This is a genomic window from Nostoc sp., assembly GCF_036917555.1.
Classification (GTDB): domain Bacteria; phylum Cyanobacteriota; class Cyanobacteriia; order Cyanobacteriales; family Nostocaceae; genus Nostoc.
Genome location: NZ_JBALDD010000023.1, coordinates 187,122 through 212,919, shown reverse-complemented (window position 1 = coordinate 212,919; position 25,798 = coordinate 187,122). Strand labels below are relative to the sequence as shown.

The window sequence follows — 25,798 nt, the reverse complement described above, 5'->3', positions numbered from 1 at the left end:
CAACATATCCCTTTTGTCAACTAGAAGCTTTTAAAGCTGCTTCTGCTTGGGAATGTAACAACAAACCGTATTCTAAACCCTCTACTACCGCTTGATAGGAAGCCGCCAAAATATTAGTAGAAACCCCTACTGTCGTCCAGCGTTGACGACCATTGCCTGATTCTACCAACACACGGGTTTTTGCCGCAGTGCCCGTATGTCCGTTGAGAATCCGCACTTTGTAATCTGTCAAATCAAAAGTTGCAATTTGGGGATAAAAGTTCACCAAAGCCTTGCGTAAAGCTGCATCCAAAGCTGCCACAGGGCCGTTACCTTCCGCCGCCTCCAAAATATTTTTCCCGTCAACAGCGACTTTGACTGTAGCTAAAGAATTGCTAGTTTCTTTCCCCTCAATCAAGTCGCAGTGGACTTGAAAACCTTTGACTTCAAAAAACTTCTGGCGGTCTCCCAAAGCTTCGTGCATCAACAGCACAAAACTGGCCTCTGCTGCTTCAAATTGAAATCCTTCGCTCTCCAAATCTTTGAGGCGTTGGAGAATTTCTCTAGCCTCTGCCTTTTGCTGATCCAATTCAATCCCAAAACTGCGGGCTTTGGCTAAAACATTGCTGAGTCCAGACTGTTCCGAAATCACAATGCGGCGACGATTCCCGACTTGTTCCGGCTGAATGTGTTCGTAAGTCAGGGGATTACGTTCCACTGCTGATACATGAATACCGCCCTTGTGGGCAAAAGCCGAACGTCCCACAAAGGGAGCGTGTTCATCTGGCGCAAGGTTGACCACTTCACTCACAAAACGACTAGCTTCTGTAAGTTGTGTGAGCTGGTCTTCTGTGATACAACTGTAACCCGCCTTCAGTTGTAAATTGGGAATTAACGAACAGAGGTTGGCATTACCGCAACGTTCACCGTAACCATTAATTGTGCCCTGTACCATCTTTGCCCCTGCCATCACGGCGGCTATTGCGTTAGCAACCGCCATTTCCGAATCGTTATGAGTATGAATTCCAATTTGGGGCATTGTCCTTTGTCCTACCCTGCGGGTTCGCCCTTGGCGTTCTCGAAGAGTAGCCGCTAGCGCGTCTATGTCCTCAGTCATTGGTTCTTGACAAATACTTCGACTTCGCTCAGTACAAGTGACAAATGACAAATGACTAATGACATCTTGAACAATTTGGCTAATTTCGTGGGGTAAAGTGCCACCATTGGTATCACAGAGGACTAGCCATTCTGCACCAGATGCGATCGCAGCCTCTAATGTCTGTAAAGCATAATCTCGATTGTGCTTATAGCCATCAAACCAATGTTCGGCATCGTAGATAATGCGACGACCTTGAGAACGGAGGTACTCAATTGTGTCACGAATCATCGCCAAATTTTCTTCTAATGTCGTCTTGAGTCCTGTTGTCACATGTAAATCCCAAGACTTGCCAAAAATTGTTACCCAGCGAGTTCCCGCAGCCAAAATATCCTGTAACATCGGTTCAGTGGCGGCAGTGGAGTTGGGGCGTCGAGTCGAACAAAAAGCGACAATTTCAGCTTGTTTAAGCGGATCTTCTTGAAGTTGCCAGAAAAATTGTACATCCTTGGGATTGGCACCAGGCCAACCACCTTCAATAAAAGGAATACCCAGTTGATCGAGTCTACGGGCAATGCGTAACTTATCTTCTATCGATACAGATAGCCCCTCGCGCTGAGTGCCATCCCGTAATGTAGTGTCATAGAGCCAAAGTTGAGGTGAAGAATTTGTGGTCATAAAACTGGGACTGACGAGACAACTTTCGAGGCAATGTGTCAATATACAACAAAAAGCCAGTTTGGCAATTTAAAAATGCCTAAAGTACTAGCTGAAGGTAAAACAATTGATTGCGAGCATGGAAGCAATCTCCGCAAGATTTTGCTGCAAAATAGTATTGCTCTCTACAATGACGGTGCTAAGGTGATAAACTGTCGGGGCATTGGCAGTTGCGGTACCTGTACGGTTAAGGTAGAGGGCAAAGTATCAGCAGCGAATTGGCGCGATCGAGCACGGCGTTCGCTTCCTCCCCATTCTCCTACAACAGACTTACGTTTAGCCTGTCAAACTCAGGTTTTAGGCGATGTGAAAGTGACAAAGTTTGATGGATTTTGGGGACAAGGTTCTCGAATAGTGTGGACACCAAAAGGTTAAAAAGGAGTTAAGACAAGATGGGTAGATGGACACCCTTAATTTTAATGGCTGGAGGTTTAGCCATTCTGCTTGGTACATTACTGGGCATCAACTTTCCGATGGGCGTACAAACTGCTAACGCTCCCAGTGACAAGAAATCAGAAGTCCTGCCAGCTAATATCAATGTTAATAGCAGTGCTGGCAGCAAGAATGAAGAAACTGCAACAGAAGGAAACGAAACAACTCAAACAAATCAAAACAGGCGCACTATTGTAGCCCCAAGACCTGACAACAGGAGTAACGTTGCCCAGAATTCTGCTGATGACTCAACTGACAGTACAACGGACGGCAATACAGATTCTTCCGAAACAAGCACACCATCTAGCAATACAAATCAAGGTAACGAACCAATTCGCGCCTTGTGGTAACGAGCAGATCCGTCTTCAGACGCGTCTTTAGTTGCAAGTTATAAGTTATAAGTTATGAGTTATTAGTTATGTACTAATGATAAATAGCTAATGATAGATGACTAATGACTAATGACTAATGACTAATGACTAATGATTAGTGAGACTGTGATTATTGGTGGCGGCGTTATTGGTTTAGCGATCGCCATTGAACTAAAATTGCGCGGGACAAACGTCACCGTGTTTTGTCGTGACTTTCAGGCTGCTGCTACCCACGCCGCCGCTGGGATGTTGGCACCAGATGCGGAAAACATCACTAATGAGGCAATGCGTTCCTTGTGTTGGCGATCGCGTGCCTTATATCCCGACTGGACGCGCAAATTAGAAGAACTGACCGGCTTAAATACTGGCTACCGTCCCTGTGGTATCCTTGCACCCCTCTTTGAAGAGGCAGGGCAGGGGGGCAGGGGAGCAGGGGGAGCAGAGGAGCAGAGGAGCAGAGGGGAAAGTCTTTCCTTCTCATCTTCTTCATCCCCCTCATCCCCGACTTACTGGTTAAACAAAGAGGCAATTCATCAATATCAGCCAGGATTGGGAGCAGAGGTAATTGGTGGCTGGTGGTATCCTGAAGACGCCCAAGTTGATAATAAGGCTCTAGCTCACGTATTGCGGACGGCAGCTGAGTCTGTTGGTGTTGAACTCAAAGACGGCATTACAGTAGAAGCATTTTTACAGCAGCATGGACAAGTAGCTGGCGTGCAAACCAATGCTGGCATAATTCGCGCCGCACACTATGTTTTAGCTTCAGGTGCTTGGTCAAATGAATTGTTACCACTACCTGTGCTACCCAGAAAAGGACAAATGCTGAGTGTGCGGATACCAGAAGTTTCGCCGGAATTGCCCTTAAAGCGGGTTTTGTTCGGGCAGGATATTTACATCGTACCAAGACGCGATCGCCTGGTTATTGGGGCAACAAGTGAAGACGTTGGCTTTATCCCCAACAACACCCCAGAAGGTATTCAAAAATTATTACAAGCTACAATCCGGCTGTATCCCCAATTAAAGCATTATCCCATCCAGGAATTTTGGTGGGGATTTCGCCCAGCTACCCCTGATGAATTGCCCATCCTGGGCACTAGCCACTGTCAAAATTTAACCTTTGCTACGGGTCATTACCGCAACGGAATTCTACTTGCGCCCATAACCGCCGCTTTGATTGCCGATTTAATCTTGGAACAAAAATCTGACCCCCTACTTGCTAATTTTCACTATTCGCGCTTCCAGTCCAAATCATCTACCTCCACCCCAATGCTGACTCACTCTGCCAATTTCTCTAACGGGCATCACTCTGCTATATCCCCACTTCCCACTCAAGACTCCCCATTGATTATCGCTGGCAAAACCTTCCAATCCCGCTTGATGACGGGAACTGGTAAGTATCGCACCATTGAGGAAATGCAGCAAAGCATCGCCGCCAGCGATTGCCAAATTGTCACTGTGGCAGTACGACGGGTACAAACCAAGGCTCCTGGACATGAAGGTTTAGCTGAAGCCTTGGATTGGACAAAAATTTGGATGTTACCCAATACCGCAGGTTGTCAAACTGCTGAAGAGGCGATTCGGGTGGCGCGTTTGGGCCGAGAAATGGCAAAATTGTTAGGACAGGAAGATAATAACTTTGTAAAGTTAGAAGTAATACCCGACCTTAAGTATTTACTCCCAGACCCGATTGGAACACTGCAAGCAGCAGAGCAACTAGTTAAAGAAGGCTTTGCAGTATTGCCCTACATCAACGCCGACCCCATGTTAGCCAAGCGCTTAGAAGAGGTAGGTTGTGCTACAGTAATGCCTTTGGCATCGCCAATTGGTTCTGGACAAGGGCTGAAAACAACTGCTAATATCCAAATTATCATCGAAAATGCAGGTGTGCCAGTGGTGGTAGATGCTGGTATTGGTTCACCCTCAGAAGCCGCCCAGGCAATGGAATTGGGAGCAGATGCCTTGTTGATTAATAGTGCGATCGCTCTTTCTCCAAACCCAGCAGCAATGGCTCGTGCGATGAATTTAGCAACAGTCGCTGGTCGTCTAGCATACCTTGCTGGCAGGATGCCTATTAAAGATTACGCCAGTCCTAGTTCACCTCTAACTGGGACGATTACTAGTTAAGGGGCATGGGGAATAAACAGACAAGACAGACAAAAGGACAAGGTGACAAAAGTTAGAACTTGCAACAAGTCTTTCCCCTTGTCCTCTTCCCCATACCCAATGCCCAATGCCCAATGCCCAATGCTCAATCCACAATGTAACGATTTATCTAGCAGTTTAAGGCCAGATTTAGCATTTATGTAACATTAAATTAACGATAAAGATAAAGGAATTCATTCATGCCCTATACCAATGAAGAAGGCGGTCTTCTGAATAATTTTGCCCGGGAACCAAAGGTCTATCAAGCAGAACCTCCCACAGAAGGGCAAAAGCGAACTTATATCCTACTAGCAATTGCCGCTACAGCTTTGGTTGCCGGCTTGATTCTAGTCGCCTTCTTTGTTTCTAAGAGCAGTTGATCGTAAAACATTTTAAGAAAACTTCATCTTCTTTATAGTTTTTCAGGTTCTGATTTTAAGAGGGGCCTGCTTTTTTATTTTTTGTTAAAATTGAACTAAAAATCAAAGTATATAATTATACTTTATTATTCCTACTATAATTGAAGGCTCAATATACCCTGAGCAGCACAACATCTACTTATTAAAAATCATTTTTATTATGACTTTAGCCCACTTGGATGCACTCAGAAAGGTGATATATACTGTGTTTTGGCTCTTTAGCCGCTATGAGCGTGAATGATACTGCACACAATAATAATTCTACTTGGAATCGGCAAGTATACCACCGCCTGAAGCTTGCCTTAAGTCTTGGCTTACGACGACAAATTCTTTTAGCTATATGTGATGATTTATACTTAAGAAATCAGGTAGCAGCCCGTTTGCATTCTACATTGGCTTATCCTGTTGGACAGGTGCTATATCAATCATCAAATGCTCAGGAAAATAGCACTCCAGCTTATCCGCGATTAGTCACGTTGCGTTTGAATTTAAACGATCCCAATCCCATAATCCAGATTAATCAATGGTTGACTAATTATCCACCACCAATTGTTGGGGCATCAAAAGATACTCCTGGAAGACCTTTTCCAGTACCAGCATTTCAGATTGTCGGCGTGGAACATCTTACGAAGCAACCAGTGGCGACACAGCGGTTATTTTTGCACTATCTCCGCTTAAGCGAACAATATTTCTCTACACAAGAATCTAGCCGATTCCTAGAATCTAATTTGCTGTTGTGGATACCACGTCCTTGGTTATCGGCTATCAAGCAATCAGCACCACAGTTTTGGCGTTGTCGTACTGGCGTATTTGTGTTTGCTGGAGAACCCACACCAGCAACTCAGAATTTGGCCTATCCAGAACGTTTTTCTAGTTCTAGAAGCTTAGATTTGGGGAATATTGAGCAGTCAATTCTAGATGAATCAGCTAACCAAGCAGAACTCAGAACCGCAGCCACTGAATTCAAGTTTGATAAGAATTCTGATTTCCCAGTAGAGATAGAAGAGAATCGCGTACACAAAGCTGAGGAAGTTTTACCATCAACAGCGGATTTATTGAAGGCTACGCCACAACAACAGGAATCTACAAATCGGTCTGGTAATGGGAGTAATAATCAATCGCTGTCGTCTTTATCTTATATTAGCAGTGAGTTAACTGAGCTAGTAATAGCAACAATAAATACAGGTGATGTTAAAAATACAGAGAATTCTTTACAACCACAGCAGATTTTGTTGGAGATTGAAGAATTACACGAAAAGCAAGCTTCAGAGCAGATACTAGCAGAGGCTTATCATCGCTTAGGCACTTTATACCGCCTTCGCATTGAGCAAGGAGAGTCAACTTTAGAAAATCTGATGGTAGCAATTATTGCCTATCAGGAGGCAATTAGCTATGACGAAAGCTCACCGCAACTCCCAGATATCTTGAATGACTTGGGTACACTTTACTGGATGCTATACCGCACGCCACCCAATTCAGAGGAAGGACAAACTTATATAGAGCAGGCAATAGAATTTTATCAGTTGGCGTTAAAGATGATTTCGCCCCAGACACATTCGGAAACTTACGCTCGTGTACAAAATAATTTGGGGACAGCTTATGGTGATTTAGCTCGTTTCTCTCACCCATCTGAAAATTGGCAACAAGCAATTTTTGCTTACAGTGAAGCACTCAGCTACCGTACAGCTAATATGGATTCATTAAAGTATGCGGCTTGCCAAAATAATTTGGGTACTGCCTACTGGCATTTAGGGCAATACAATCAACCGATTGTGCATTTAAGGAAAGCGATCGCAGCTTACAATGAAGCGCTTGCACACTACAACCCTGAAGAGGAACCGCTCAAGTATGGCATGATTCAAAACAATATCGGTACTGCGTGTTGGAATCTGGCACAATACGAACAACCTGCCCAAAATCTCCAGTTAGCCATAGATGTTTATAGTGAAGCTCTCAAGTATCGCACTCCAGCTAATGTTCCCAGTGCCTGCGCCGCTACACAAAATAATCTGGGTACTGCCTACTGGCATCTAGCAAACCTATCTGAGACTACTAAAGAGGCACGGCAAAAGTATCTGCAACTATGTATCAGCGCTTACGAAGAAGCTATCGCTTTGGCTCACTCACTTAGCGGTATTTCTTTAAGTTTTGATTTGCTTGCCTCTCATAATAACCTGGGACTAGCACATTATCAGCTAGTAATAGATAAGTCTTTTAATGGCGACAAAGCGATACGCTCTCAACACTTAGAAGTAGCATTAGATAACCATTTGCAAGCCTTAAACGGATTAAGTAAACAACCAGAGGCTTATCAGACAACCTTCACTTATGTGGTGAAAACTATTCGTGCTTTTCATAATGAGTTAGGGATACAGGGACAAAATCTGGCTTTATCTAAAGTTCCTAGCCAGTTGTTGCCAGAGATTTTGTCAAAATTATAAATCCTATTCCTTTCCATAGCGCGGGGAATGTCAAAAAATTGTAACTTGATATCAGCTTGACAACTTATCGGAAAGTCAATTAAGGTAGCGATGTCTACACGGGCTACGCCTACGCAATTACTAAACTTCTTGCATAAATCAAAAAAATAACCCCACTCCGCCTTTGACTTACGTCAAAGTCCCCACTCCTGCTAGGTTTAGCGTGTTAGGGAACTTTTTGCAAGAGGTTTACCGTTTTACTAATTACAAGCTAGTGAAGTATATTTTAACAACCTATAACTATAACTTAATCAATATAAATTATTCATTAAATTATTTTGAAATGCACATAAACTTTTTATAAAAAATACAATAAGACATTGGTCTATTTTCCGTAAATTTACTAAGGTAGACTGAATACCTATTTGAAAGAAGCTCCAGAATGATAATTAAAACCTAGAATTATGAAACTAAGTTTTGTTTTGGCTACTGCCATATCTAGTTTTTTTGTGAGTTCGACCACAGGATTTAGTTTCTCTGGTCAAGCACAAGCTCTAACTTTTTCTGGCATTTCTAGTGGTACATGGGGAAATCCTACTCCAGGAAGCAGCGATACTAATCCCATATATACAGGTGTGGGAAGTAACACATTTACTTGGGGTAAAACTGAGTTGTCGCCAGGATTTCCAAATAAACTAACCTTTAATGGAACTTCATTTGCTGCGGACATTAACTCTGTATTCAAAATAGCTGATTTAACTTACTTTAATGGAAAGATACGCACCGATACAGGCATTGGATTTGTACCTTTAAATGTCAATGTATCCTTCAGCCCCCCTGTGTGAACCAGCCAAGTTTTTGACTTCAACTTGCATTTAGTAAATACACTTAACGACCCAAAAGATCCTGAAAAGAGTGCAGACTTAGCATTTTTAGATACAAATTTAAGTAATCGTAGTTTCACCTTTGGAAGTAATAAATATACCCTTAGTTAATCGGCTTTAATGCAGACGGTCACCAGATAAGTATTAAGGCTCTTGAAGAAGCTACAATTACAACAGCAATTTACGCCAAAATCAAAACTATATCCGAACCTGCGCCACTGGCGAGTCTATCCTTGCTAGGGATATACCTGATATCTCGTAAAAATTCTTGGAAAAAAATACTAAGAGCCTATAAATATGACTTATTCAGAACCCTTGTAGAGACGTAGCACTGTTATGTCTCTACATTATTTTTCACCAGATGTCTAATTTATAGAAATAGCCAATGGGGAATAGGGAACAAAAAAAAGGATGGATGGGTACTGAGTCTTGTTTAAAAATTAAATAGGAGTCCTAATATAGTAATCTGATTTGATTTTTGAACTTATTTGTGTGGACAGGCAAGAGGCAACTGGAAAGAATACTCTTTAAGTTGTACGGGGTTTTTTCACGCAATCAAAATATTTGGGCGATAAACCCTTGTAGAGACGCGATTTGTCACATCTCTACAAGGGTTTATCATTTTTTAAGAGACGCGATGAATCGCGTCTCTTATATCAGGTTCGGTTAAACACTTATAATATCTGTAGGTTGGGTTGAGAAACGTAGCAAGATCCCCGAAGGGTGACCCAACATTTTCCTTCTTTATCGTAAATTAAAGGGTTTAAGACCCTTACATCTACATGTAGCATCCATTTCAGTCGGGGTTTAAATCCCCATTTGAAATGTCTTTAATTTTGAATTTTGAATTTTGAATTGTTAAGTTGGGTTTCACTACCGTTCAACCCAACCTATATTGATAGATTTTATTATAAGTAATTACCCGAACTTGATATTACTATGCAGGGTTAGGTTGGGTTTGGCTTTGAAGTAGCTGGATAATTGCAGCTTTTTCTAAGATTCCAACTAGGACGCCATTCTCACGAATCACAGGAAGCACAGATAGTTTTTGTTGTTCGAGTAACTGCATGACTTCCAGTAGAGGTTGATCTGATTGGACTGTGGTAGATTCGGTAATTGGTCGCATGACTTCTTTGACTTGAGTTTCTGACCACAGTGCTGTAGGGATGGTTCTTAAATTATCAACTGTGATCGCACCTACTAATTGTCCATCATCATCAGTCACTAAGAACCGATGCCAGTTTTGCCCACTTATGACTCGCTCATCGGCAAACTCTCTTAGAGTAAGATTAGCAGATACAATTGGGCTGTCATGAGTTACAGCATCCTCAGCTGTCAAACCTGTGAGTTTTTCTTGCACTCTGGCAAATTGAGCCGAATTACCAGCATTTTGCAACAAGAAGAAGCCAATTAACAAATTCCAGAAGTTACCGGAGTTGCCAAATAATAATAGGGGAAGTACACCGGAAAGAATTGCTACCCAACCAAAGATTTGTCCAACTCGACTAGCAAAGGTTACACCTTTATAAGAATTACCTGTAATTTTCCAAACTATGGCTTTCAGTATATTTCCACCATCTAAGGGCAAGCCAGGAATCAGGTTAAACAGAGCTAATGCTAAATTAACAGAAGCTAGAACACCAAGAATTGCAGCTAACGGCCCTGATGCAGCAGTAGTAACACCAATAGCTGTAACGATGCCACATAGTAGTAAGCTTACTATTGGCCCAGCGATCGCTACCCAAAAAGCTTCACCTGGGGTTTTCGACTCTTTTTCTAAGCTAGCTAAACCACCAAATATAAACAGCGTAATCGACTTGACATCAATTCCCTGACCAATCGCAACAAAACTGTGGCCTAATTCATGGGCGACGACAGAGGCAAATAACATCAGCGCTGTCATCAATCCTAGTAGCAAAGCTAATCCTGCAGACAATTGGGGAAATTGCGCCGCCAGTCCACTGCTATAGCTCCAAGTTACTAAGCCCAGAACTAAAAACCATGACGGATGGATATAGAAGGGAATTCCGAAGAGATTACCAACGCGAATTGTGCCATTCATGTCGTTCACCTTTGATTTCAGCTTCGAGAGGTTTGCTTTCTTCCTTCTCGATGTCTTTAGTGTAACGAAAGGTTAAGAGATTTTAATCTTGATAGCAGTAGTGGTGTCCGTCCGTAAAGGTGCGGTTATTGAGAATATTAGGAGCATCCCAATTTAGGAGGCAGAAAGAACCTACGAGAAGTTTGACAGAGCTACCTATGAGACTTGTCGTTGGTGCAGTCTCTCGTAGAGAAGGAAAGTTTTTGTTAATACTTTTTTCCTACTGCCTCCTGCCTTTCTTTATCTCTCGATCGCTATATCAGGCAAGCGACTCCATTCATTCCAAGAGCCATCGTAATTCCGAACATTCGGATAGCCCAATAAATACTTCAACACAAACCAGATATATCCAGAACGCCCACCGATAGTACAGTAGGGAAACACTTCTTTATCAGCCGTAATGCCCTTACTGTCATAAAGATTTTTCAATTCGTTGAATGATTTAAAAGTTCCGTCCTCATTGAGAATTAAGGTATGCTCAAGATGCACTGCACCGGGAATATGTCCAGTAAGTTGACCTGCTTGTGGTGGCTGATCGAAAAACCACTCACCAGAATATTCTTGAGGTGTTCGGACATCTAACAACACACCATTGCTTCTACCTATCGATGCCTGAACTTCATTGTGTAATACTCGCAGATGAGCATCAATACCTCTGGCACGGTAATCAGTAGAAGCAAACGTAGATAATTCAGTCGCTAGTGGACAACCTTCTGATTTCCATTTTTGGTAGCCGCCATTGAGAACTCGTGCATTCTCATGTCCAAAGACTTTCAACAACCAGAAAATCCAGGCTCCCGTTCCCGGATAACTGCCATAAGCAATCACTGTGGTGTCATTGGTGATGCCTGAACGTGCCATCAGCTTTTCAAAAGCGATCGCATCCAAATTCATCTTCAAATCGGGCAAGAGTAAGTCTGCAAAGATGTTCCAGAAGACAGCACCAGGTATGTGAGCATTTTTGCACGGCTCTGGACTCATATCCACTTCAAGAATACGGATGTTTGGATCGTTAAGATGATTTGCAAGCCACTGGGTATCAACGAGAACGGATGGATCAGCGTATTGAGACATTTGTATTTCTCCTTTAATAGCACGAAAAGAATTGAAACTTGTCAGGACTTACGCACTCAGATCCCCCAACCCCCTTAAAAAGGGGGGAACTTCTAAAGCCCCCTTTTTAAGGGGAGCCAGCGCGGTCTTCTCCCAAAGGGAGATGCTAAAAGCGTTAGCGAGTCTGCGTTCGCGCAGCGTCTCGCAGAGAGCGTCTGGGGTCTCCCCAAGTGGAGCGACTGGCGTGGCTAGGGAGGATCTAGGTTTCAGGCTTCAGTGCGTAAGTCCTAGTTGTGTTTACTCAACGATTTAGTTGTAGTTGGGAAATACAATGTGCGATGTCCGATGCACTAGGGTTGTGGAAATAGAGAATAAGGAAAAGCCGATGAGTGGGTGGAATACTGCTAAAGGCAAAGAATGCAAGTGAATTGTGAGAAATTGCAGTCCTAGCAGCACTGGCATACTTGCTGTAAGGTTTTGGATTCTTCGAGGAAACGGAATGAAAAACACCCATATCAACAAAATTAGTGAGAGTCCGCCATATCCTCGCACGAGCCAAATATGTAGGTTCCACCAATCAGAGTTGTAAAAGTAAGCCAGTCCAACACTGAATACCTGGATTATTAAACAGAGATTGAAAAGCACTGCTGCGATCAAAAAACTGATTTGAATCCAGCGCCCGGATATCTGTGTGTCATCAATGCCAGAATTTACAGTCATGTAAAGTAATCCAAAAAATCAAACAAATTAGTCATTGGTCATTGGTCACTTGTACTGAGCGTTCGCGTAGCGTCTCGTAGAGAAGCCGAAGTATTTGTCATTAGTCATTAATAAAGAGTTTTTTGGTACATACCTCGCAACAAAGTGGGCAAAAAAACTAAGGACTAAGGACTAATAACTAATGACTCCGCGAAGCGGTTTGGTGTGACTAAAGCTAAGATAAGTCTGGTTGCGATACTGCGCCTAGACCTCGAACGAGTACACTTTGCAAATCATGGTTGCCTTACAAGCTCTATTTCATGGAATTGCTCAAGCTCAAGATGAACAGACTTTGCGATCGCACATATCCGCTCAAATGAGTGAATATTTTTCAGCTACACGATGTGGGCTGTTTTTCTTTGCCCAAATTTCTTTAGTTGACAGCAAGATTCAAAAAGCACTGCAAATTGCTTTATCACCTCAACACAATCCAGTTGCACGCTACTTGCTAGAACGCCATGCCCCTGTTCATGAAGCTTTGGTAGTAGAACCTAAAACATGGAAGTTGATTTGTCCTCGTGCCGATCACTGGCACGTCATGGCAGGCCCAATTGTCAACAATGGTGAGTTAGTGGGTGTGGTAGGTTTGACGCGTCAGCAAGGAATGCCTGCATTTGATTCACAAAATCTTACAGATTTGAGTGCGCTTTGTTTGCACATTTCTACTTGGGTGGCAATGGCGCAGTTGCAAGAACCATTATTACAGACAAAGTGTTTAACACCTCGTGAAATGCAAATTGCTGACTTGGTGGCTCAAGGACAAACCAATGCAGAAATTAGTGCTGAACTTTGGATTACTGAAAACTCTGTCAAGCAAGCCTTAAAAAGGATGTTTCGCAAGCTTGAGGTTTCATCTCGTGCTCACATGGTTGCAAAGCTTTCCACAGTTTCAAAATAAATGACCTTTTATTCACCTCATTAATCCTGGATTTTTCTTTTTATGTCACCGAAGAAAGGCAGGAGGCAGGAGGCAAAATGGTCTGAGAGCAACTAAATTTATTTATGAAAAATAAAAAAATATGTATTTTATTAAGTAGGTGCAAGAAATACAGCATCCTTAATCCGCGTTCGGCTTGTGCTCACGGCAGAAGCCTAAATTTATTTATCGGGATTCTTCCAACATAGCTGCCTTTTTAACGTGCCCCCTGATAACCATTTCTAGCAAAATTGAAGTGAGACATTATCAGGGGTGTATTTTCTGGCTTAGGCATCCACTTATGCTGGAATTTTCTCCATCTGCTGAGAAGTTTTCTGCAACATCGGGGTAATTAAATCGGCGGGCACAGGACAACTGAAGTAGTAACCCTGACCTTCTTCACATCCCAGCATTTTCAGATAGTCAAGCTGTTCTTGGGTTTCCACACCCTCTGCCGTGATGTTTAACCGCAGGCTTTTTGCCAGGGCAATAATCGCATTCGTGACGGCGGCACTATCAGCATTGGACGTGACATCCTGTACAAATGACCGATCGATCTTGAGCATATTCACGGGAAAGCGCTTCAAATAGTTGAGAGAGGAATAACCAGTACCGAAGTCATCTAGAGCCAACCATATACCTAGTTCTCGTAATTGTTTTAAGGTTTTAACCGATCGCTCCATATCAGCCATCAAAAAGCTTTCTGTGACTTCCAATTCCAGGTAAGATACTTGGAGTCCAGTTTCCTCAAGAATTTGACTGACGACCTCAACCAGATTCGCTAGTTCAAACTGTCGGGCTGATAGATTTACAGATATCCGAATTGGGTTAAATCCAGCAAGCTGCCAAGCACGGTTTTGGGCACAAGCAGTTCGCAAGACCCATTCACCAATTGGTAGGATCAAACCATTGGCTTCTGCAATGGGAATAAACTTTGTTGGAGAAACCAAACCTAATGTAGGATGCTGCCAGCGAACCAACGCTTCCATAGCTGTAATTTGTCCGCTGTGTAAATCAACTAGAGGTTGATAATAAACCAGCATTTCGTTGCGAGCAAGCGCTCTATGTAATTCATTTTCTAAAGTTATTCGCTCCTGCAACTGAGCATTAATTTCCGGTGAATAGAATTGGTATTTGCTACGCCCTTGCCGCTTCGCCTGGTACAGTGCTATATGAGCCTGCTGCAAAAGTTTATCTATGCTATTACGCTCGTTTATTCCATTAATTGTGATACCGATGCTGGCGGTAATATGAATCAAGTTTCCTTCTATAGAAAAGGCTTTGCTTAGGGTATTTAACAGCATCTGCGATAGTTTAATCACACTTTCAAAAGAAACAATGTCTATGCGGGCAATGGCAAATTCATCTCCACTCAAATGGGTAAGAATATCTGTTTGTGTCATGCAGAGTGATAACCTCTGAGCAACTGCTCTTAACAACAAATTTGTTGTTTCATGCTCTAATCCATGACTCATAGCAGTAAAATCATCAATACCCACTAAAAAGACCGCTACAAAGCGCTGATTATTTTCAGGTTGAGATAGAGTCTGATGGAGGCGATCGCGGAATAAATCACGATTCGGTAATCCAGTTAGATCGTCATAATTACTGATGTAACGAATTAACTCATCTAATTTGTAAAGAGTTTGTGAAGTATCCGCCATCAATGTACCGGCTTCATCAGCAAATTCTGTGGGTAATTCAGGTAAGGATTTGGTGTTTAGATAATTTTGCAATGCCGCAGATGTCAAAATAACCGGTTTCAGGAGGTGGTGTAGCGCGTAGAGGGTGGCGGCTGTACCCGTTAGGGTAGCCAACAGAGCAATAAGCATAACTCGAATCGCCATCTCCAAGGAATAGGAGTTTGAGATGACGAAACTCAAGAGTAAGCTAAGAAGTGGTATGTGAGTACCCAAAAATGCCACCAACATGATTTTAGCGGTGTAACTTTTTTTGAGCAATGGAAAACTAGCTAGAAACGAGTATAGATAGAGCTTGTCATTGAGCTTCATAAATTCTGTTTGATAGTTGGTAAATTAGTTCCGAGCTATTCTGGCAAAAGGGTATTTTTGATTTACAATTCAGTGCAATTAGCTTTCATGGAACCCAACCCTGATAAGGTTATATATTATGCTTCCCAATATGGGTTTCTATTTGATATGTATAACCATAAAGTTTATGTAAAGCTTATCCATAAACAATTTCCCAATAAACACCTAAATTATGTTGATTTTTATGAGTTTTTCTTCAAATGATGTAAGAGTAAAAATATATACAACTTCAATTTTATTGGTGAGAAATAGTTTTTTATAACTAACGCCATAGATGCAGAGAATGCAAATAGATATTTTCACAAATGATTTAGGATTGCTAGATTTTTTCAAGGCACAGATATACCCCTAGCGGATAGTTATTTACCTAAAAATTACTGTAAAGACACAAGAGATTATTGATTGCTAGAGCCTGAAAAAAGCAGATTTGTAACTTGTTCTAACACCTTTAATGCTGTTAATGAACCTCGAATCAACCGAGTAGCGGCAAAAGGTTGTCGAAGCATGGCGATCGCTAAAATAAAAGGGTTTAGGGAACCATCAGAGTTAATTGCTGGTGTGAGATCGGGCATATTATGCTGACAATCGTCGCTGACTACTCGCAGCATTGCCACAGACACCCTAGCCGCATTGAAAAATTCTAAAGCGGTAAATCCTTCCATATCAACAACATCAGCCGCTAAAGTCTCACCTAAACAGCGTTTTTCGGGTGCAGACCAAATTACGCGATCGCTTGTCAGTGACTTGACTAAAGATACTTTTTCTGATAATAAAGAGTACAATTGTGCTGTAAAAGTGTGATCGCATTCTTGCAGTTTCCCCTGATAAATACAATCTTGATACAGCACAATATCACCAACTGTATGGCGATCGCTCAAGCTGCCACATATACCCATAATCAGCACTCTGGATTTTGGAGTCAGAAATTCTCCTTGTTGCAGGTATTTGAGTAAAGGTTTCATTCCAACAGGTATGGCTACTACCGTTGGGATGAAGCCAGTAATGCCGCTTAATCCGCGACACACAGCTTTATATTCTGCTCCTTGAGGCACCAGAATTGTGTTGATGGGCAAAAAATTAGACACTAGCTATCTTGATGGTTTCAAGTTTTAAGGGACTTCCAAAAAATAGATTATCCCAAATTATTTGTAAATTTGTAGTGGCGCACAGTTGTGCGCTAAGATGGGACGTTTTTTCATTGGAAGTCCTTAACAGTCAATTAATATTTAGAGTAGATGGGCTTGTCTTCTTTACCTTGGTAGGGCAAACGCAGTTTGTAAACTAGGATCGCTCACCGTTGCTGCGTAACCACTAACTACTGCTTGCATTAAAGATTGGGTCATATCTGAGTGATAATAAGTAATATTGCCGTTTAGTAGTAACCAAAATTCGCAAACCGAAGATGATTGCTGTAGCATGACTAAATAATTGTGTCATCCACACGATAATTTTCCAAGATGGTAAAGCTTCATAACTCCAAATCCGCACGAGAACTCTTCAATATTTCCAAATTGGCGATTCAATTTTCGTGGCTGACGGTGAGTTTTTGGATTGCCGTAACGGTAGCTGGTGTTCTAGCTTTCAGTTCCCTTAAGTATGCCTTGTTTCCAGATATTACTTTTCCAGTGGTGGTTGTAAATGCTACAGCTCCCCTGACAACTGCCCTGGATACAGAAGCAAAACTCACCAAACCCTTAGAAGAACGCCTCCGCTCTCTAGAAGGACTGGAGAATATCCGCTCATCCACCTATCCTAGTCAAACAGCTGTTAGCCTCTCTTTTGCCGTTGGGACGAATTTAGAAACATCGACCAAAAAGGTTGAAACGGCCGTGAAGCAGTTGACTCTACCTCAAGGAGGAACTTCTAAAATTATTCCTCTGAATCTGAACGAGTCAGCCGCCATTAGCTATGCCATAGAAAGTCCCACACGGAATCTCAAAGATTTGACGAAGTTGGCGCAAGATGAGATTGTCAGTGCGATCGCTAAATTACCAGGAGTATTAAAAGTCTCACTACTAGGCGCTGCAACTGCAACTCCTCCGGTTAATCCAGCCAATGCGAGTGCAACGGTCCCCCAAGGTGGGGCGACATTAGTCCGGTTTAACGGTGAAGATGCACTCGCATTTCAGGTAATCAAACGCGGTAGTGCTAATACCTTGGAAGTCGTGAGTCGGGTTGAGAAAGAAGTTCAAAGGCTACGCTCTACCCTCAAGGATGTTAACCTCACCTTAGCTGCCACTCAAGCAGAATATATCCGCCAAGCCACCCAGTCAACAATTGATGCTTTGCTGGAAGCAGTCTTGTTGTCGATAGTGGTAATTTTTCCTTTTTTATGGAATTGGCGGGCAACTCTCATTTCTGCCTTGGCAATTCCCACGTCTTTGTTGGCGACATTTATCGTCATGGCGATTTTCGGCTTCAACCTGGAAACAATCACCTTGCTGGCTTTAGCTTTGGTGATTGGTAGCATTGTTGATGATGCGATCGTCGATGTGGAAAACATCATGCGACACGTTGAAGATGGGGAAACTCCTCGCCAAGCAGCGCTTTTAGCTACAAATGAGATTGGGTTGACAGTTACTGCCGCCACTTTGACAGCAGTAGCGGTTTTTCTACCTATAGGTTTGATGGGTGGGGTAATCGGTCAGTTCTTCAAGCCTTTCGGCATCACTGTATCCGCAGCAATGCTTGCTTCTATGCTAGTTGCTCGGACTTTATCTCCAGTTCTGGCTATCTACTGGCTGAAACCTAAATCCTCGCTCTCCCCACGTCGGGAAGCAAAAATCTGGGTAGCGTTTACCCAATCTTACAGAAACTTGCTGAGTTGGTCTTTAAATCACCGGAAGATAGTTATCGGGTTAGCTGTACTCAGTTTCATTGCAGGAATAACACTGATTCCACTAATTCCTAAAGGGTTTATTCCCAAACTCGATCGCGGCGAATTTAATATTGCTTATACAGCTCCTTTGCCGAGTATTCCCAGTGGAGCAGAGGGCCAGGGTAGAAATCTCAGTCTCCAGTCTGCAATCCCTAATCCCTTAAATGATTCTCTAGAGGTTGCGAAAAAACTAGAAAATGTAGTCAGAAAATCACCAGCAGTTGAAACGGTATTTATCACTGTTGGTTCTCGTGAGGGTGAACCAAATAAAGGGACACTATATGTAAAGTTAAAGGAAAACCGCACAATTACAACTGCGGAATTACAAGACCAATTGCGCTCCTCATTACCTACTATTTCTGGGGTAACTACTAGTGTTGAAGATATTCAATTTGTCGATTCCGGCGGTCAGAAACCCCTGCAAATAGCATTGCAAGGTGATAATCTCCAAGCTTTGAGCAAAGCAGTCAAAGCAATTAAAGAAAAGATTCAAAGGCTACCGGGATTTGCTGATGTTACAGTTATAGGTGAAACGAATCCACAAGGCACGGTTTTTCAGATCGAGCGTCTGAATAATCAGCGGGTGGCCTACATCAGTGCTAATCTTGGCAAGGATCTGTCTTTGGGTGATGCCACGGACAAAGTGGTAGCTGAAGCAAACGCGGTGTTACCCTCTAATGTTTCTTTAAATTTAGGGGGAGACTCTGCTAACCAAAATAAGGTTTTTAGCAGTTTCGGCAGTACTTTAGCTCTATCTGCCCTGTGTATTGTTGTAGTACTAATTTTACTATTCAAAAGCTGGGTAGACCCTCTGGTGATCGGTGTCTCTTTACCTTTAGCACTAGTGGGGGCGATGTTGGCGCTACTAATTACCAAGAGCGACTTTGGCATGATCTCATTGATCGGTTTCGTCTTTTTGCTGGGGCTGGCAAATAAAAATGCCATTTTGCTTGTAGATTACATCAATCAATTACGCAACGCTGGCTTAGAGCGCACCGAGGCAATCCTCAATACTGGACTAGTGCGCCTCAGACCAATTATGATGACCACGGCCTCCACTATTTTAGGGATGCTGCCGATCGCATTAGGTTTGGGTGCTGGTTCGGAATTGCGATCGCCTATGGCTGTAGCGATCGCAGGTGGACTAGTTACTTCAACTATTCTCAGTTTGATTGTTGTGCCAGTAGTTTACACCATTTTGGATGATTGGTTTCCCCGGTTTAAGAAGAGGGGGAGCAGCACTTCGGCTTCGCTCAGTGACCAAGGAGCAGGGGAGCAGGGGGGAAGTTGATGCAAGTTTTTGTCACCGGAGGGACAGGTTTTATTGGTGCTCATTTGGTACGGTTGTTGCTGCAAGAGGGATATGCAGTCAAAGTGCTGGTACGCCATAGCAGCAATTTGGATAATTTACGCGGTCTGGATGTGGAAATTGTCAAAGGCGATTTGAACGATCTAAATCTCTGGCAACAGATGCGAGGTTGTCAATACCTATTTCATGTGGCAGCCCATTATTCCCTATGGCAGGCAGACCGAGAGTTACTGCATCGTCACAATGTTCTGGGTACGCGCAATGTGTTGGCAGCAGCTCGCAAGGCTAACATTGAGCGCACTGTCTACACAAGTTCAGTAGCAGCGATTGGGGTAGGATCGTCTGGTCAAGTCGTCGATGAAACACATCAGAGTCCCTTAGAAAAGTTGGTGGGTGACTACAAAAAGTCTAAGTTTCTGGCTGAACAAGAAGCCATCCAAGCTCTTGCTACAGGTCAGGAAGTAGTTATTGTCAATCCCAGCAGCCCGATTGGCTCGTTGGATATCAAACCTACCCCGACGGGTGATATAATACTACGGTTTTTACGACGGCAAATGCCTTTTTACTTGGATACTGGTCTAAATTTTATCGACGTGCGGGATGTGGCATGGGGGCATTTACTGGCTTTGCAACGGGGTAAATCTGGCGATCGCTATATCTTAGGTCATCAAAACCTCAGTCTCAAGCAACTACTCGAACAACTCGCCGATATCACAGGTCTTAGCGCACCTCAACAAACAGTACCCGCTTGGTTGCCCCTGAGCGTTGCCTGGGTTGATGAAAAGATTCTCGCATCATTAGGGAAATCGCCCTCAGTACCATTAGATGGCGTTCGGATGGCGAAACAACCTATGTATTACAATGCTTCAAAGGCTGTACGAGAATTGGGTCTACCCCAATCTTCGCTGAACGCCGCACTCAAAGATGCTGTGGATTGGTTTGTTGCTCAGGGATATGTCAACCCCTTTGGGGAATTCAAAATTCAAAACTTGTACTGAGCGGCGTCGAAGTATTCAAAATTGAAGACCCCATAGATAAATCTTGGGGTTGAGAAAGTGGTGTATTTATCTTTAAAAGAGGAGCGATCGCAACAATGGCAGTTAATCTACAACAAGCTATAGATATTGGGAAGTATCTTGTTACACAGCGGTTGAAAGGACGTAAACGCTTCCCCTTAGTATTGATGTTGGAACCTCTTTTTCGGTGTAATCTCGCTTGTACTGGTTGTGGTAAGATCCAACATCCAAAGGAAATTTTAAAGCAAAATCTCACTCCAGAACAGTGTTTTGCCGCCGTGGAAGAGTGCGGCGCACCGGTTGTCTCAATTCCTGGAGGAGAACCCCTGCTGCATCCCCAGATTGATCAGATTGTTCAAGGATTAATTGAGCGCAAGAAATATATTTACTTGTGTACCAATGGTTTGTTGTTAGAAAAAAGCTTGGATAAGTTTCAACCTTCTCCTTACCTGACTTTCAGTGTGCATTTAGATGGAATGCGGGAATTACACGATCAGTGTGTTGATCGCCAAGGTGTTTTTGATATTGCTGTCAAAGCCATTCGTGCCGCTAAAGCTAAAGGCTTTCGTGTCACAACTAACACCACTATCTTTAAAGGTACTGAACCTAGAGATATGCAAGAGTTCTTCAATTTTCTGGAAACACTAAATACTGACGGGATGATGATTTCTCCTGGCTACAGTTACGAGTGGGCACCAGATCAAGATCATTTTCTCCACCGCGAACAAACCCGCGCCCTCTTCCGAGAAATTCTGGCTCCATATAAAAGTGGTGAAAAAAACTGGAACTTCAATCACAATCCGTTGTTCCTAGATTTTCTCACTGGTGAGAAGGACTACGAATGCACACCTTGGGGTAGCCCTAGTTATAGCGTTCTCGGTTGGCAGAAACCTTGCTATCTGCTGAACGAAGGTTATTACTCTACCTTTAAGGAATTACTCGCACAAACTGACTGGAGTCAATACGGCCAGAAGAGTGGTAATCCCAAGTGTGCCGATTGTATGGTTCACTGCGGCTACGAACCCACCGCCGCAATGGATGCAATGCAACCACAAAATATGGCGCGTGCTCTTGGCAGTGTGTTTGGTAGGAACTAATAAGTAGTAAATACTACATATTAAAGGGTGCGATGCCTGCGGTGAGCTACGCCTACGCACCCTTTAAGGATTCTGATTGTACTGAAATGTGCCCAATAATACGCGATAAGAGTTAAAGGAGGATGCTTATTTAGAGATATTGCGATAGTTCCCTCAGCCAAATCCGCTGAAAATAATCAGGGAAAATACTCATGCCATTTGTATCTGTTCGTGACCTGCAAATGTATTATGAGATTCGTGGCACAGGTCAACGCCTACTCAGTATTAGTGGTACTGGAGAAGACTTGCAGCGATCGCCGACTATTTTTGACTCACCGCTAGCCCCACACTTTGAAATCCTAGCCTACGATCAGCGCGGTCTGGGTCAAACCTCAAAACCTGATATTCCTTACACCATCCCAGATTACGCCGCTGATGCAGACTCTTTGTTAAATGCAGTCGGGTGGGAGAGCGCTCATGTCATCGGAATTTCCTTTGGGGGTATGGTAGCCCAAGAGTTGGCACTGCGCTATCCGCACCGCGTTAAACGTCTTGTTTTGGCCTGTACTAGCAGTGGCGGTGCTGGTAGGTCGTCATATCCACTACATGAACTCGTGAACCTTCCGATTGAGGAAGTGGCTCGTCGGCAGATAACAGTTACTGATACCCGTTGGAAAGAGGAAGCTTGGCTCTCTAGCCGAACTACACAATTTCAGGAACTAGTGAAGCTGACACTAGCAGCTTCTCAAGAAGGTGCAAACGAACCAAGTCGTTAAGTTGGGCGTCGTCGCCAGCTTGAGGCTCGTGCTGCTCACGATACGTATAATCGACTTTCTCAACTGCATATTCCTGTCTATATCTGCGGCGGTCATTACGATGGCATATGTCCTCCTGCTAATCTTGAGGCGATACACAAACAGATACCAGGTTCGTACTTAGAGTTCTTCAAGGGCGGTCATGGCTTTCTTTACCAAGACCCGCAAGCATTCAAGCGGATCATAGCGTTTCTGCAAGATAAATTCGATTAGAAATTGCATTAACAATGCAGGCCAACGCATTAGCATTGCAGGAGATTGCATTTAGCTTATGCCTCTTGAAACTATTTTTGGCTAATTGTTGGAGGAGTAATTGCCGCATACTCTTCAGGTGTTAGTACAGCTTGCTGAATATTGACTCGTTTAGGAATCACACCATATTTAAAGAAGTAATCTGCAACTCTTTGTTGGTCTTTAATTAACTGTGGGGAAATAGCTCTTAATCCATAAGTGCGGCGGTTAACTACCGTTTGCATAATGTCGGGAGGTAGTTTTTGGTATGGTGCGATTAGCTTTGCTGTTTCTTGGGGATGTGCCTCAGCCCAGCGCTGGATTTTATCAATCTCCTCAATCACTATCCGCAATACTCCAGGATTGTCAACCGCAAATTGCCTCGCACCAATATAGTATGCACCAGGGGTGTCAAGTCCTTGGGCAGTCTTGATCACTCGGATCTTACCTGCTTTTTCAGCCAGAGCTAGATAAGGATCGCCAGCCACCCAAACGGGAATTCTTCCTTCTAGAAAAGCACTACTAGCTTCTACGGTGGGTATACTCAAAATTTGAAGATCACTAGGTTTCAAACCTGCATCTTCCAAAGCTCTGAAGACAAAATAATGAGACGCAGAAGCTTTTTGAAAGACTATTTTTTGCCCTTTGAGATCCTTGACGGTCTTAATGGGAGAATTCGGTGGGACAGCGATTACACTTGATATGCCCGTTTTTTCAGTGCGTCGGGAACCAACAATATAAACGATTTGAGCGCCAGCAGCTTGGGCGAAGATGGGCGGGGTTTCCCCGACGGAACCCAAATCGATTTTACCGACATTCATCGCTTCCATTAGTTGTGGCCCTTGGACAAATTGTGCCCACTCGACCTTCACTCCCAGAGGTTCCAGACGCTTTTCTAAGACTTTAGTTGTTCTGATCAAATCGCCTGCTGATTGATACCCCATACGAAGTACTTTGGTCTTGATTCCAGATGAATTGGTTTCAGATACATTTCTAGCAGAAGATGGGGTTTGAGCTTTTTGCCCTTCGGCTGTGCAACTAACTAATGTTAACGAAGTTGCCAAGGTTAACAACCCAGGTGCTAAAAGCAGCGTGAAACGGCGAAAGATGTTTATATACTGAGGTTTAACTGTAGCAGTCATAAGGTTTTTGTCAGAAAAGTTTTAGAGGCATTATTTACCTGGCTTTACTTGGAACACCGATAAACGCGAACAACTGTTGCTCTTTGGGTGCAGCCAAACTTTCACCCAAGTAACGATGAATACCTACTCCCATGTCTCCTGTCGCAGTGAGTTTGAAGTTCACTTCTTCAAATCCATATTCACGGAAAAATTTACGAACAGTCTCAGAGTGGGCAATACCCTTAGAGTGTCCACGAGTCCAAATCACAAAAGCACCTTGTTTGCTCAGAAAACTCAGGTTTGCCAGTAAGCGATTGAGTTCAGCTTCGTCTGCGAGATTGCCGAATACACCGCATACAATCACAATGTCTGCTGGTACTACTCCTACATAGTTAGAGGAAATAGTTGCATCACCATTGATAAACTCAATTTGTTGTGTCAAACCCAACGATTCTATTGTTTCTTGTCCACGTTCAACTAGTTGGGGATTTAGCTCCACCAGTCGGGCATAAACATCTTTTGCCCGTGGGTGATTTGATAGCGTTCCTAGCAAATCTCGTCCATCCCCCGCACAAACGCTAACTACACGGATTAACCCTGGTTGGGACAAATTCAAGCTATGAGAAATGTATTCCTGCACAATTTGCAAGCGTTGTTGCAATTTCGGTTCGTTCTTGTAGAGGTCGTGCCATTCAAACCAGTCTTTTACCATCAGAAGTGATTTCCGTTTTCATTAACTATGGGTTTACAAAGTGACAAACACGCTGTGCAATTTAAAATACGGTAAATCTATCAATAAACCGTATTTATAGTTGAACGCAGACTATCATAAAAATTTATCCAAAATCAAGTCTTTTTTCTTTGGTTTGTAAATCCTGCAATTTAACAATTGAGAGCTTCTTAAAGGTTGTTTGAAAAGTGTTTCCCTGTGATAACCCTAAGTGTGCTGCTCGCATGGTTCACTGCGAATATGAATCAACGGTTGCAATGCAGTCGTACAATATGGCGCGTACCCTTTGCAAGAGCTAAAAAGTAGCCAATGCTACACAAATTCAGCGTGCGATACCTGCGGTGGGCTAGGGCGTGTTTTCAAACTCGTTATATCCTAAAAAATAGGCGATCGCAGACAGGGTGAGTTGATGAATCGAGGAGACTTAAGTAACGAACAGTGGGAGAGGTTAAAACTGCTACTGCCACCACAAAAACCCAAAACGGGTAAACCAAATCATGAGCATCGACAGGTTGTGAATGGCATCCTCTGGATACTCAGAACAGGGGCACCGTGGAGGGATATGCCAGAACGTTATGGAAAGTGGGAGAGTATCGCAACGCAGTTTTACTGATGGCAAAAAGCCGGAATTTGGAACCAAATCTTGGAACATCTGCAAGCGATTACAGATGAACAGGGAAACCTTGATTGGCAGGTTCATTATGTCGATGGAACAGTTGTACGCGCCCACCAGCACGCCGCAGGTGGAAAAAAGGGGGTGACGAAGATGAGAAACTAGGTCGTTCTCGCGGTGGGTTCAGTACAAAAATACACATCCGTTGTGAAGGTAAAGGCAAACCAATAACTTTTCTCCTCAGTCCAGGTCAACGCAACGAGTCCATTTTTCTTGAACAGTTAATGTCACAAGGAGCAGTTAAGCGTTGCGGTCGAGGTCGCCCATGTATTCGCCCTTTAAGACTGGTTGGAGACAAAGGTTACACGGGTCGTCACATCCGTAATTACCTACGCCGCCATGGTATCCGTCTGACTATCCCACGACTCTCTAATGAACCGCGTCACGGCCCGTTTAGCCGTAAAATTTATCGTCAACGCAACATTGTTGAACGTGCTATCAACCAACTCAAGCAATTTCGCCGCATTGCTACCCGATATGAAAAACTTGCTGCAAATTATACAGCCATGATTACGATCGCCTCCATTCTATTGTAGTTATAGTTTGAAAACACGCCCTACGCCTACGCATTCTTTAAAGGATTTCCCAGAACTAAATTATCCTATCTTT

Annotated in this window: 18 protein-coding genes and 2 pseudogenes; 12 read left to right on the top strand and 8 right to left on the bottom strand. The window is 43.2% G+C overall.

Features of this window, described 5'->3' with window-relative positions; genetic code table 11:
* Positions 1-16: 16 nt before the first annotated feature.
* Positions 17-1,753: a citramalate synthase gene (cimA, locus tag V7K60_RS09500; protein ID WP_334924911.1), complete on the bottom strand. Its 1,737-nt coding sequence runs from the start codon at positions 1,751-1,753 to the stop codon at positions 17-19.
* Positions 1,754-1,828: 75 nt separating this feature from the next.
* Between cimA and V7K60_RS09495 the strand changes: the two genes are divergently transcribed.
* The 6 genes and pseudogenes from V7K60_RS09495 (at position 1,829) to V7K60_RS09470 (ending at position 8,789) form a co-directional block, all read left to right on the top strand.
* The gene (locus V7K60_RS09495) at positions 1,829-2,167 is read left to right on the top strand and encodes a 2Fe-2S iron-sulfur cluster-binding protein (protein ID WP_334924909.1); all 339 of its coding nucleotides are present in this window, start codon (positions 1,829-1,831) and stop codon (positions 2,165-2,167) included.
* A 17-nt stretch (positions 2,168-2,184) separates the two neighbouring features.
* Positions 2,185-2,574, top strand: coding sequence for a hypothetical protein (locus V7K60_RS09490; protein ID WP_334924907.1), 390 nt, complete (start codon positions 2,185-2,187; stop codon positions 2,572-2,574).
* Between the two features lie 132 nt (positions 2,575-2,706).
* Positions 2,707-4,719, top strand: a complete 2,013-nt coding sequence (thiO, locus tag V7K60_RS09485) for a glycine oxidase ThiO (RefSeq protein WP_334924905.1) — start codon at positions 2,707-2,709, stop codon at positions 4,717-4,719.
* Between the two features lie 218 nt (positions 4,720-4,937).
* Entirely contained in the window at positions 4,938-5,117 is a 180-nt protein-coding gene (psb34, locus tag V7K60_RS09480; RefSeq protein WP_334924903.1) for a photosystem II assembly protein Psb34, read from the top strand.
* Positions 5,118-5,383: 266 nt separating this feature from the next.
* On the top strand, positions 5,384-7,597 hold the full coding sequence (locus V7K60_RS09475; RefSeq protein ID WP_334924901.1) for a tetratricopeptide repeat protein: 2,214 nt from the start codon (positions 5,384-5,386) through the stop codon (positions 7,595-7,597).
* Between the two features lie 443 nt (positions 7,598-8,040).
* Positions 8,041-8,789 (top strand): annotated as a pseudogene (locus V7K60_RS09470) (choice-of-anchor K domain-containing protein).
* 608 nt (positions 8,790-9,397) lie between these two features.
* Here V7K60_RS09470 and V7K60_RS09465 read toward each other — a convergent pair.
* The 3 genes from V7K60_RS09465 to V7K60_RS09455 form a co-directional block, all read right to left on the bottom strand.
* Entirely contained in the window at positions 9,398-10,522 is a 1,125-nt protein-coding gene (locus V7K60_RS09465; protein ID WP_334924900.1) for a site-2 protease family protein, read from the bottom strand.
* Positions 10,523-10,801: 279 nt separating this feature from the next.
* Entirely contained in the window at positions 10,802-11,635 is an 834-nt protein-coding gene (locus V7K60_RS09460) for a sulfurtransferase (protein ID WP_334924898.1), read from the bottom strand.
* A 288-nt stretch (positions 11,636-11,923) separates the two neighbouring features.
* Positions 11,924-12,334, bottom strand: a complete 411-nt coding sequence (locus V7K60_RS09455) for a DUF6220 domain-containing protein (protein ID WP_334924896.1) — start codon at positions 12,332-12,334, stop codon at positions 11,924-11,926.
* Positions 12,335-12,608: 274 nt separating this feature from the next.
* Between V7K60_RS09455 and V7K60_RS09450 the strand changes: the two genes are divergently transcribed.
* Positions 12,609-13,271, top strand: a complete 663-nt coding sequence (locus tag V7K60_RS09450; protein ID WP_334924894.1) for a LuxR C-terminal-related transcriptional regulator — start codon at positions 12,609-12,611, stop codon at positions 13,269-13,271.
* Between the two features lie 317 nt (positions 13,272-13,588).
* Here V7K60_RS09450 and V7K60_RS09445 read toward each other — a convergent pair whose 3' ends face one another.
* Both V7K60_RS09445 and V7K60_RS09440 read right to left on the bottom strand, forming a co-directional pair.
* Positions 13,589-15,301 carry a putative bifunctional diguanylate cyclase/phosphodiesterase gene (locus V7K60_RS09445; protein WP_334924892.1) on the bottom strand — a complete coding sequence of 571 codons (1,713 nt, stop codon included), beginning with the start codon at positions 15,299-15,301 and terminating at the stop codon, positions 13,589-13,591.
* Positions 15,302-15,735: 434 nt separating this feature from the next.
* Positions 15,736-16,425, bottom strand: coding sequence for a 5'-methylthioadenosine/S-adenosylhomocysteine nucleosidase family protein (locus V7K60_RS09440; protein WP_334924890.1), 690 nt, complete (start codon positions 16,423-16,425; stop codon positions 15,736-15,738).
* A 372-nt stretch (positions 16,426-16,797) separates the two neighbouring features.
* On the opposite strand from V7K60_RS09440, the gene V7K60_RS09435 reads away from it, so the two are divergent.
* The 4 genes from V7K60_RS09435 to V7K60_RS09420 all read left to right on the top strand — a co-directional run bounded on the left by V7K60_RS09435 (position 16,798) and on the right by V7K60_RS09420 (position 22,395).
* A complete protein-coding gene (locus V7K60_RS09435) occupies positions 16,798-19,509 on the top strand; it encodes an efflux RND transporter permease subunit (protein WP_334924889.1) in 2,712 nt (903 codons plus the stop codon).
* Positions 19,509-20,525, top strand: coding sequence for a hopanoid-associated sugar epimerase (gene hpnA, locus V7K60_RS09430; RefSeq protein ID WP_334924887.1), 1,017 nt, complete (start codon positions 19,509-19,511; stop codon positions 20,523-20,525). The genes V7K60_RS09435 and hpnA overlap by 1 nt, the downstream gene beginning before the upstream one ends.
* 95 nt (positions 20,526-20,620) lie before the next feature.
* Positions 20,621-21,640 (top strand): adenosyl-hopene transferase HpnH, encoded by a 1,020-nt coding sequence (hpnH, locus tag V7K60_RS09425; RefSeq protein ID WP_334924885.1) that lies wholly within the window; start codon positions 20,621-20,623, stop codon positions 21,638-21,640.
* Positions 21,641-21,831: 191 nt separating this feature from the next.
* The gene (locus V7K60_RS09420) at positions 21,832-22,395 is read left to right on the top strand and encodes an alpha/beta fold hydrolase (protein WP_334924883.1); all 564 of its coding nucleotides are present in this window, start codon (positions 21,832-21,834) and stop codon (positions 22,393-22,395) included.
* A 323-nt stretch (positions 22,396-22,718) separates the two neighbouring features.
* Here V7K60_RS09420 and V7K60_RS09415 read toward each other — a convergent pair whose 3' ends face one another.
* On the bottom strand, positions 22,719-23,807 hold the full coding sequence (locus V7K60_RS09415) for an aliphatic sulfonate ABC transporter substrate-binding protein (RefSeq protein WP_334924881.1): 1,089 nt from the start codon (positions 23,805-23,807) through the stop codon (positions 22,719-22,721).
* 34 nt (positions 23,808-23,841) lie between these two features.
* Positions 23,842-24,498 (bottom strand): class I SAM-dependent methyltransferase family protein, encoded by a 657-nt coding sequence (locus V7K60_RS09410; protein WP_334924879.1) that lies wholly within the window; start codon positions 24,496-24,498, stop codon positions 23,842-23,844.
* A 427-nt stretch (positions 24,499-24,925) separates the two neighbouring features.
* Between V7K60_RS09410 and V7K60_RS09405 the strand changes: the two are divergent.
* A pseudogene (locus V7K60_RS09405) lies at positions 24,926-25,725 on the top strand (IS5 family transposase).
* Positions 25,726-25,798 lie beyond the last annotated feature (73 nt).

Coding starts and splice junctions, on each gene's coding strand:
- V7K60_RS09445 (WP_334924892.1), bottom strand. CDS start 15,301: ATGAAGCTCAATGACAAGCTCTATCTATACTCGTTTCTAGCTAGTTTT.
- psb34 (WP_334924903.1), top strand. CDS start 4,938: ATGCCCTATACCAATGAAGAAGGCGGTCTTCTGAATAATTTTGCCCGG.
- V7K60_RS09450 (WP_334924894.1), top strand. CDS start 12,609: ATGGTTGCCTTACAAGCTCTATTTCATGGAATTGCTCAAGCTCAAGAT.
- V7K60_RS09410 (WP_334924879.1), bottom strand. CDS start 24,498: ATGGTAAAAGACTGGTTTGAATGGCACGACCTCTACAAGAACGAACCG.
- hpnA (WP_334924887.1), top strand. CDS start 19,509: ATGCAAGTTTTTGTCACCGGAGGGACAGGTTTTATTGGTGCTCATTTG.
- thiO (WP_334924905.1), top strand. CDS start 2,707: ATGATTAGTGAGACTGTGATTATTGGTGGCGGCGTTATTGGTTTAGCG.
- V7K60_RS09490 (WP_334924907.1), top strand. CDS start 2,185: ATGGGTAGATGGACACCCTTAATTTTAATGGCTGGAGGTTTAGCCATT.
- V7K60_RS09415 (WP_334924881.1), bottom strand. CDS start 23,807: ATGACTGCTACAGTTAAACCTCAGTATATAAACATCTTTCGCCGTTTC.
- V7K60_RS09435 (WP_334924889.1), top strand. CDS start 16,798: ATGGTAAAGCTTCATAACTCCAAATCCGCACGAGAACTCTTCAATATT.
- V7K60_RS09460 (WP_334924898.1), bottom strand. CDS start 11,635: ATGTCTCAATACGCTGATCCATCCGTTCTCGTTGATACCCAGTGGCTT.
- V7K60_RS09465 (WP_334924900.1), bottom strand. CDS start 10,522: ATGAATGGCACAATTCGCGTTGGTAATCTCTTCGGAATTCCCTTCTAT.
- cimA (WP_334924911.1), bottom strand. CDS start 1,753: ATGACCACAAATTCTTCACCTCAACTTTGGCTCTATGACACTACATTA.
- hpnH (WP_334924885.1), top strand. CDS start 20,621: ATGGCAGTTAATCTACAACAAGCTATAGATATTGGGAAGTATCTTGTT.
- V7K60_RS09475 (WP_334924901.1), top strand. CDS start 5,384: ATGAGCGTGAATGATACTGCACACAATAATAATTCTACTTGGAATCGG.
- V7K60_RS09455 (WP_334924896.1), bottom strand. CDS start 12,334: ATGACTGTAAATTCTGGCATTGATGACACACAGATATCCGGGCGCTGG.
- V7K60_RS09420 (WP_334924883.1), top strand. CDS start 21,832: ATGCCATTTGTATCTGTTCGTGACCTGCAAATGTATTATGAGATTCGT.
- V7K60_RS09495 (WP_334924909.1), top strand. CDS start 1,829: ATGCCTAAAGTACTAGCTGAAGGTAAAACAATTGATTGCGAGCATGGA.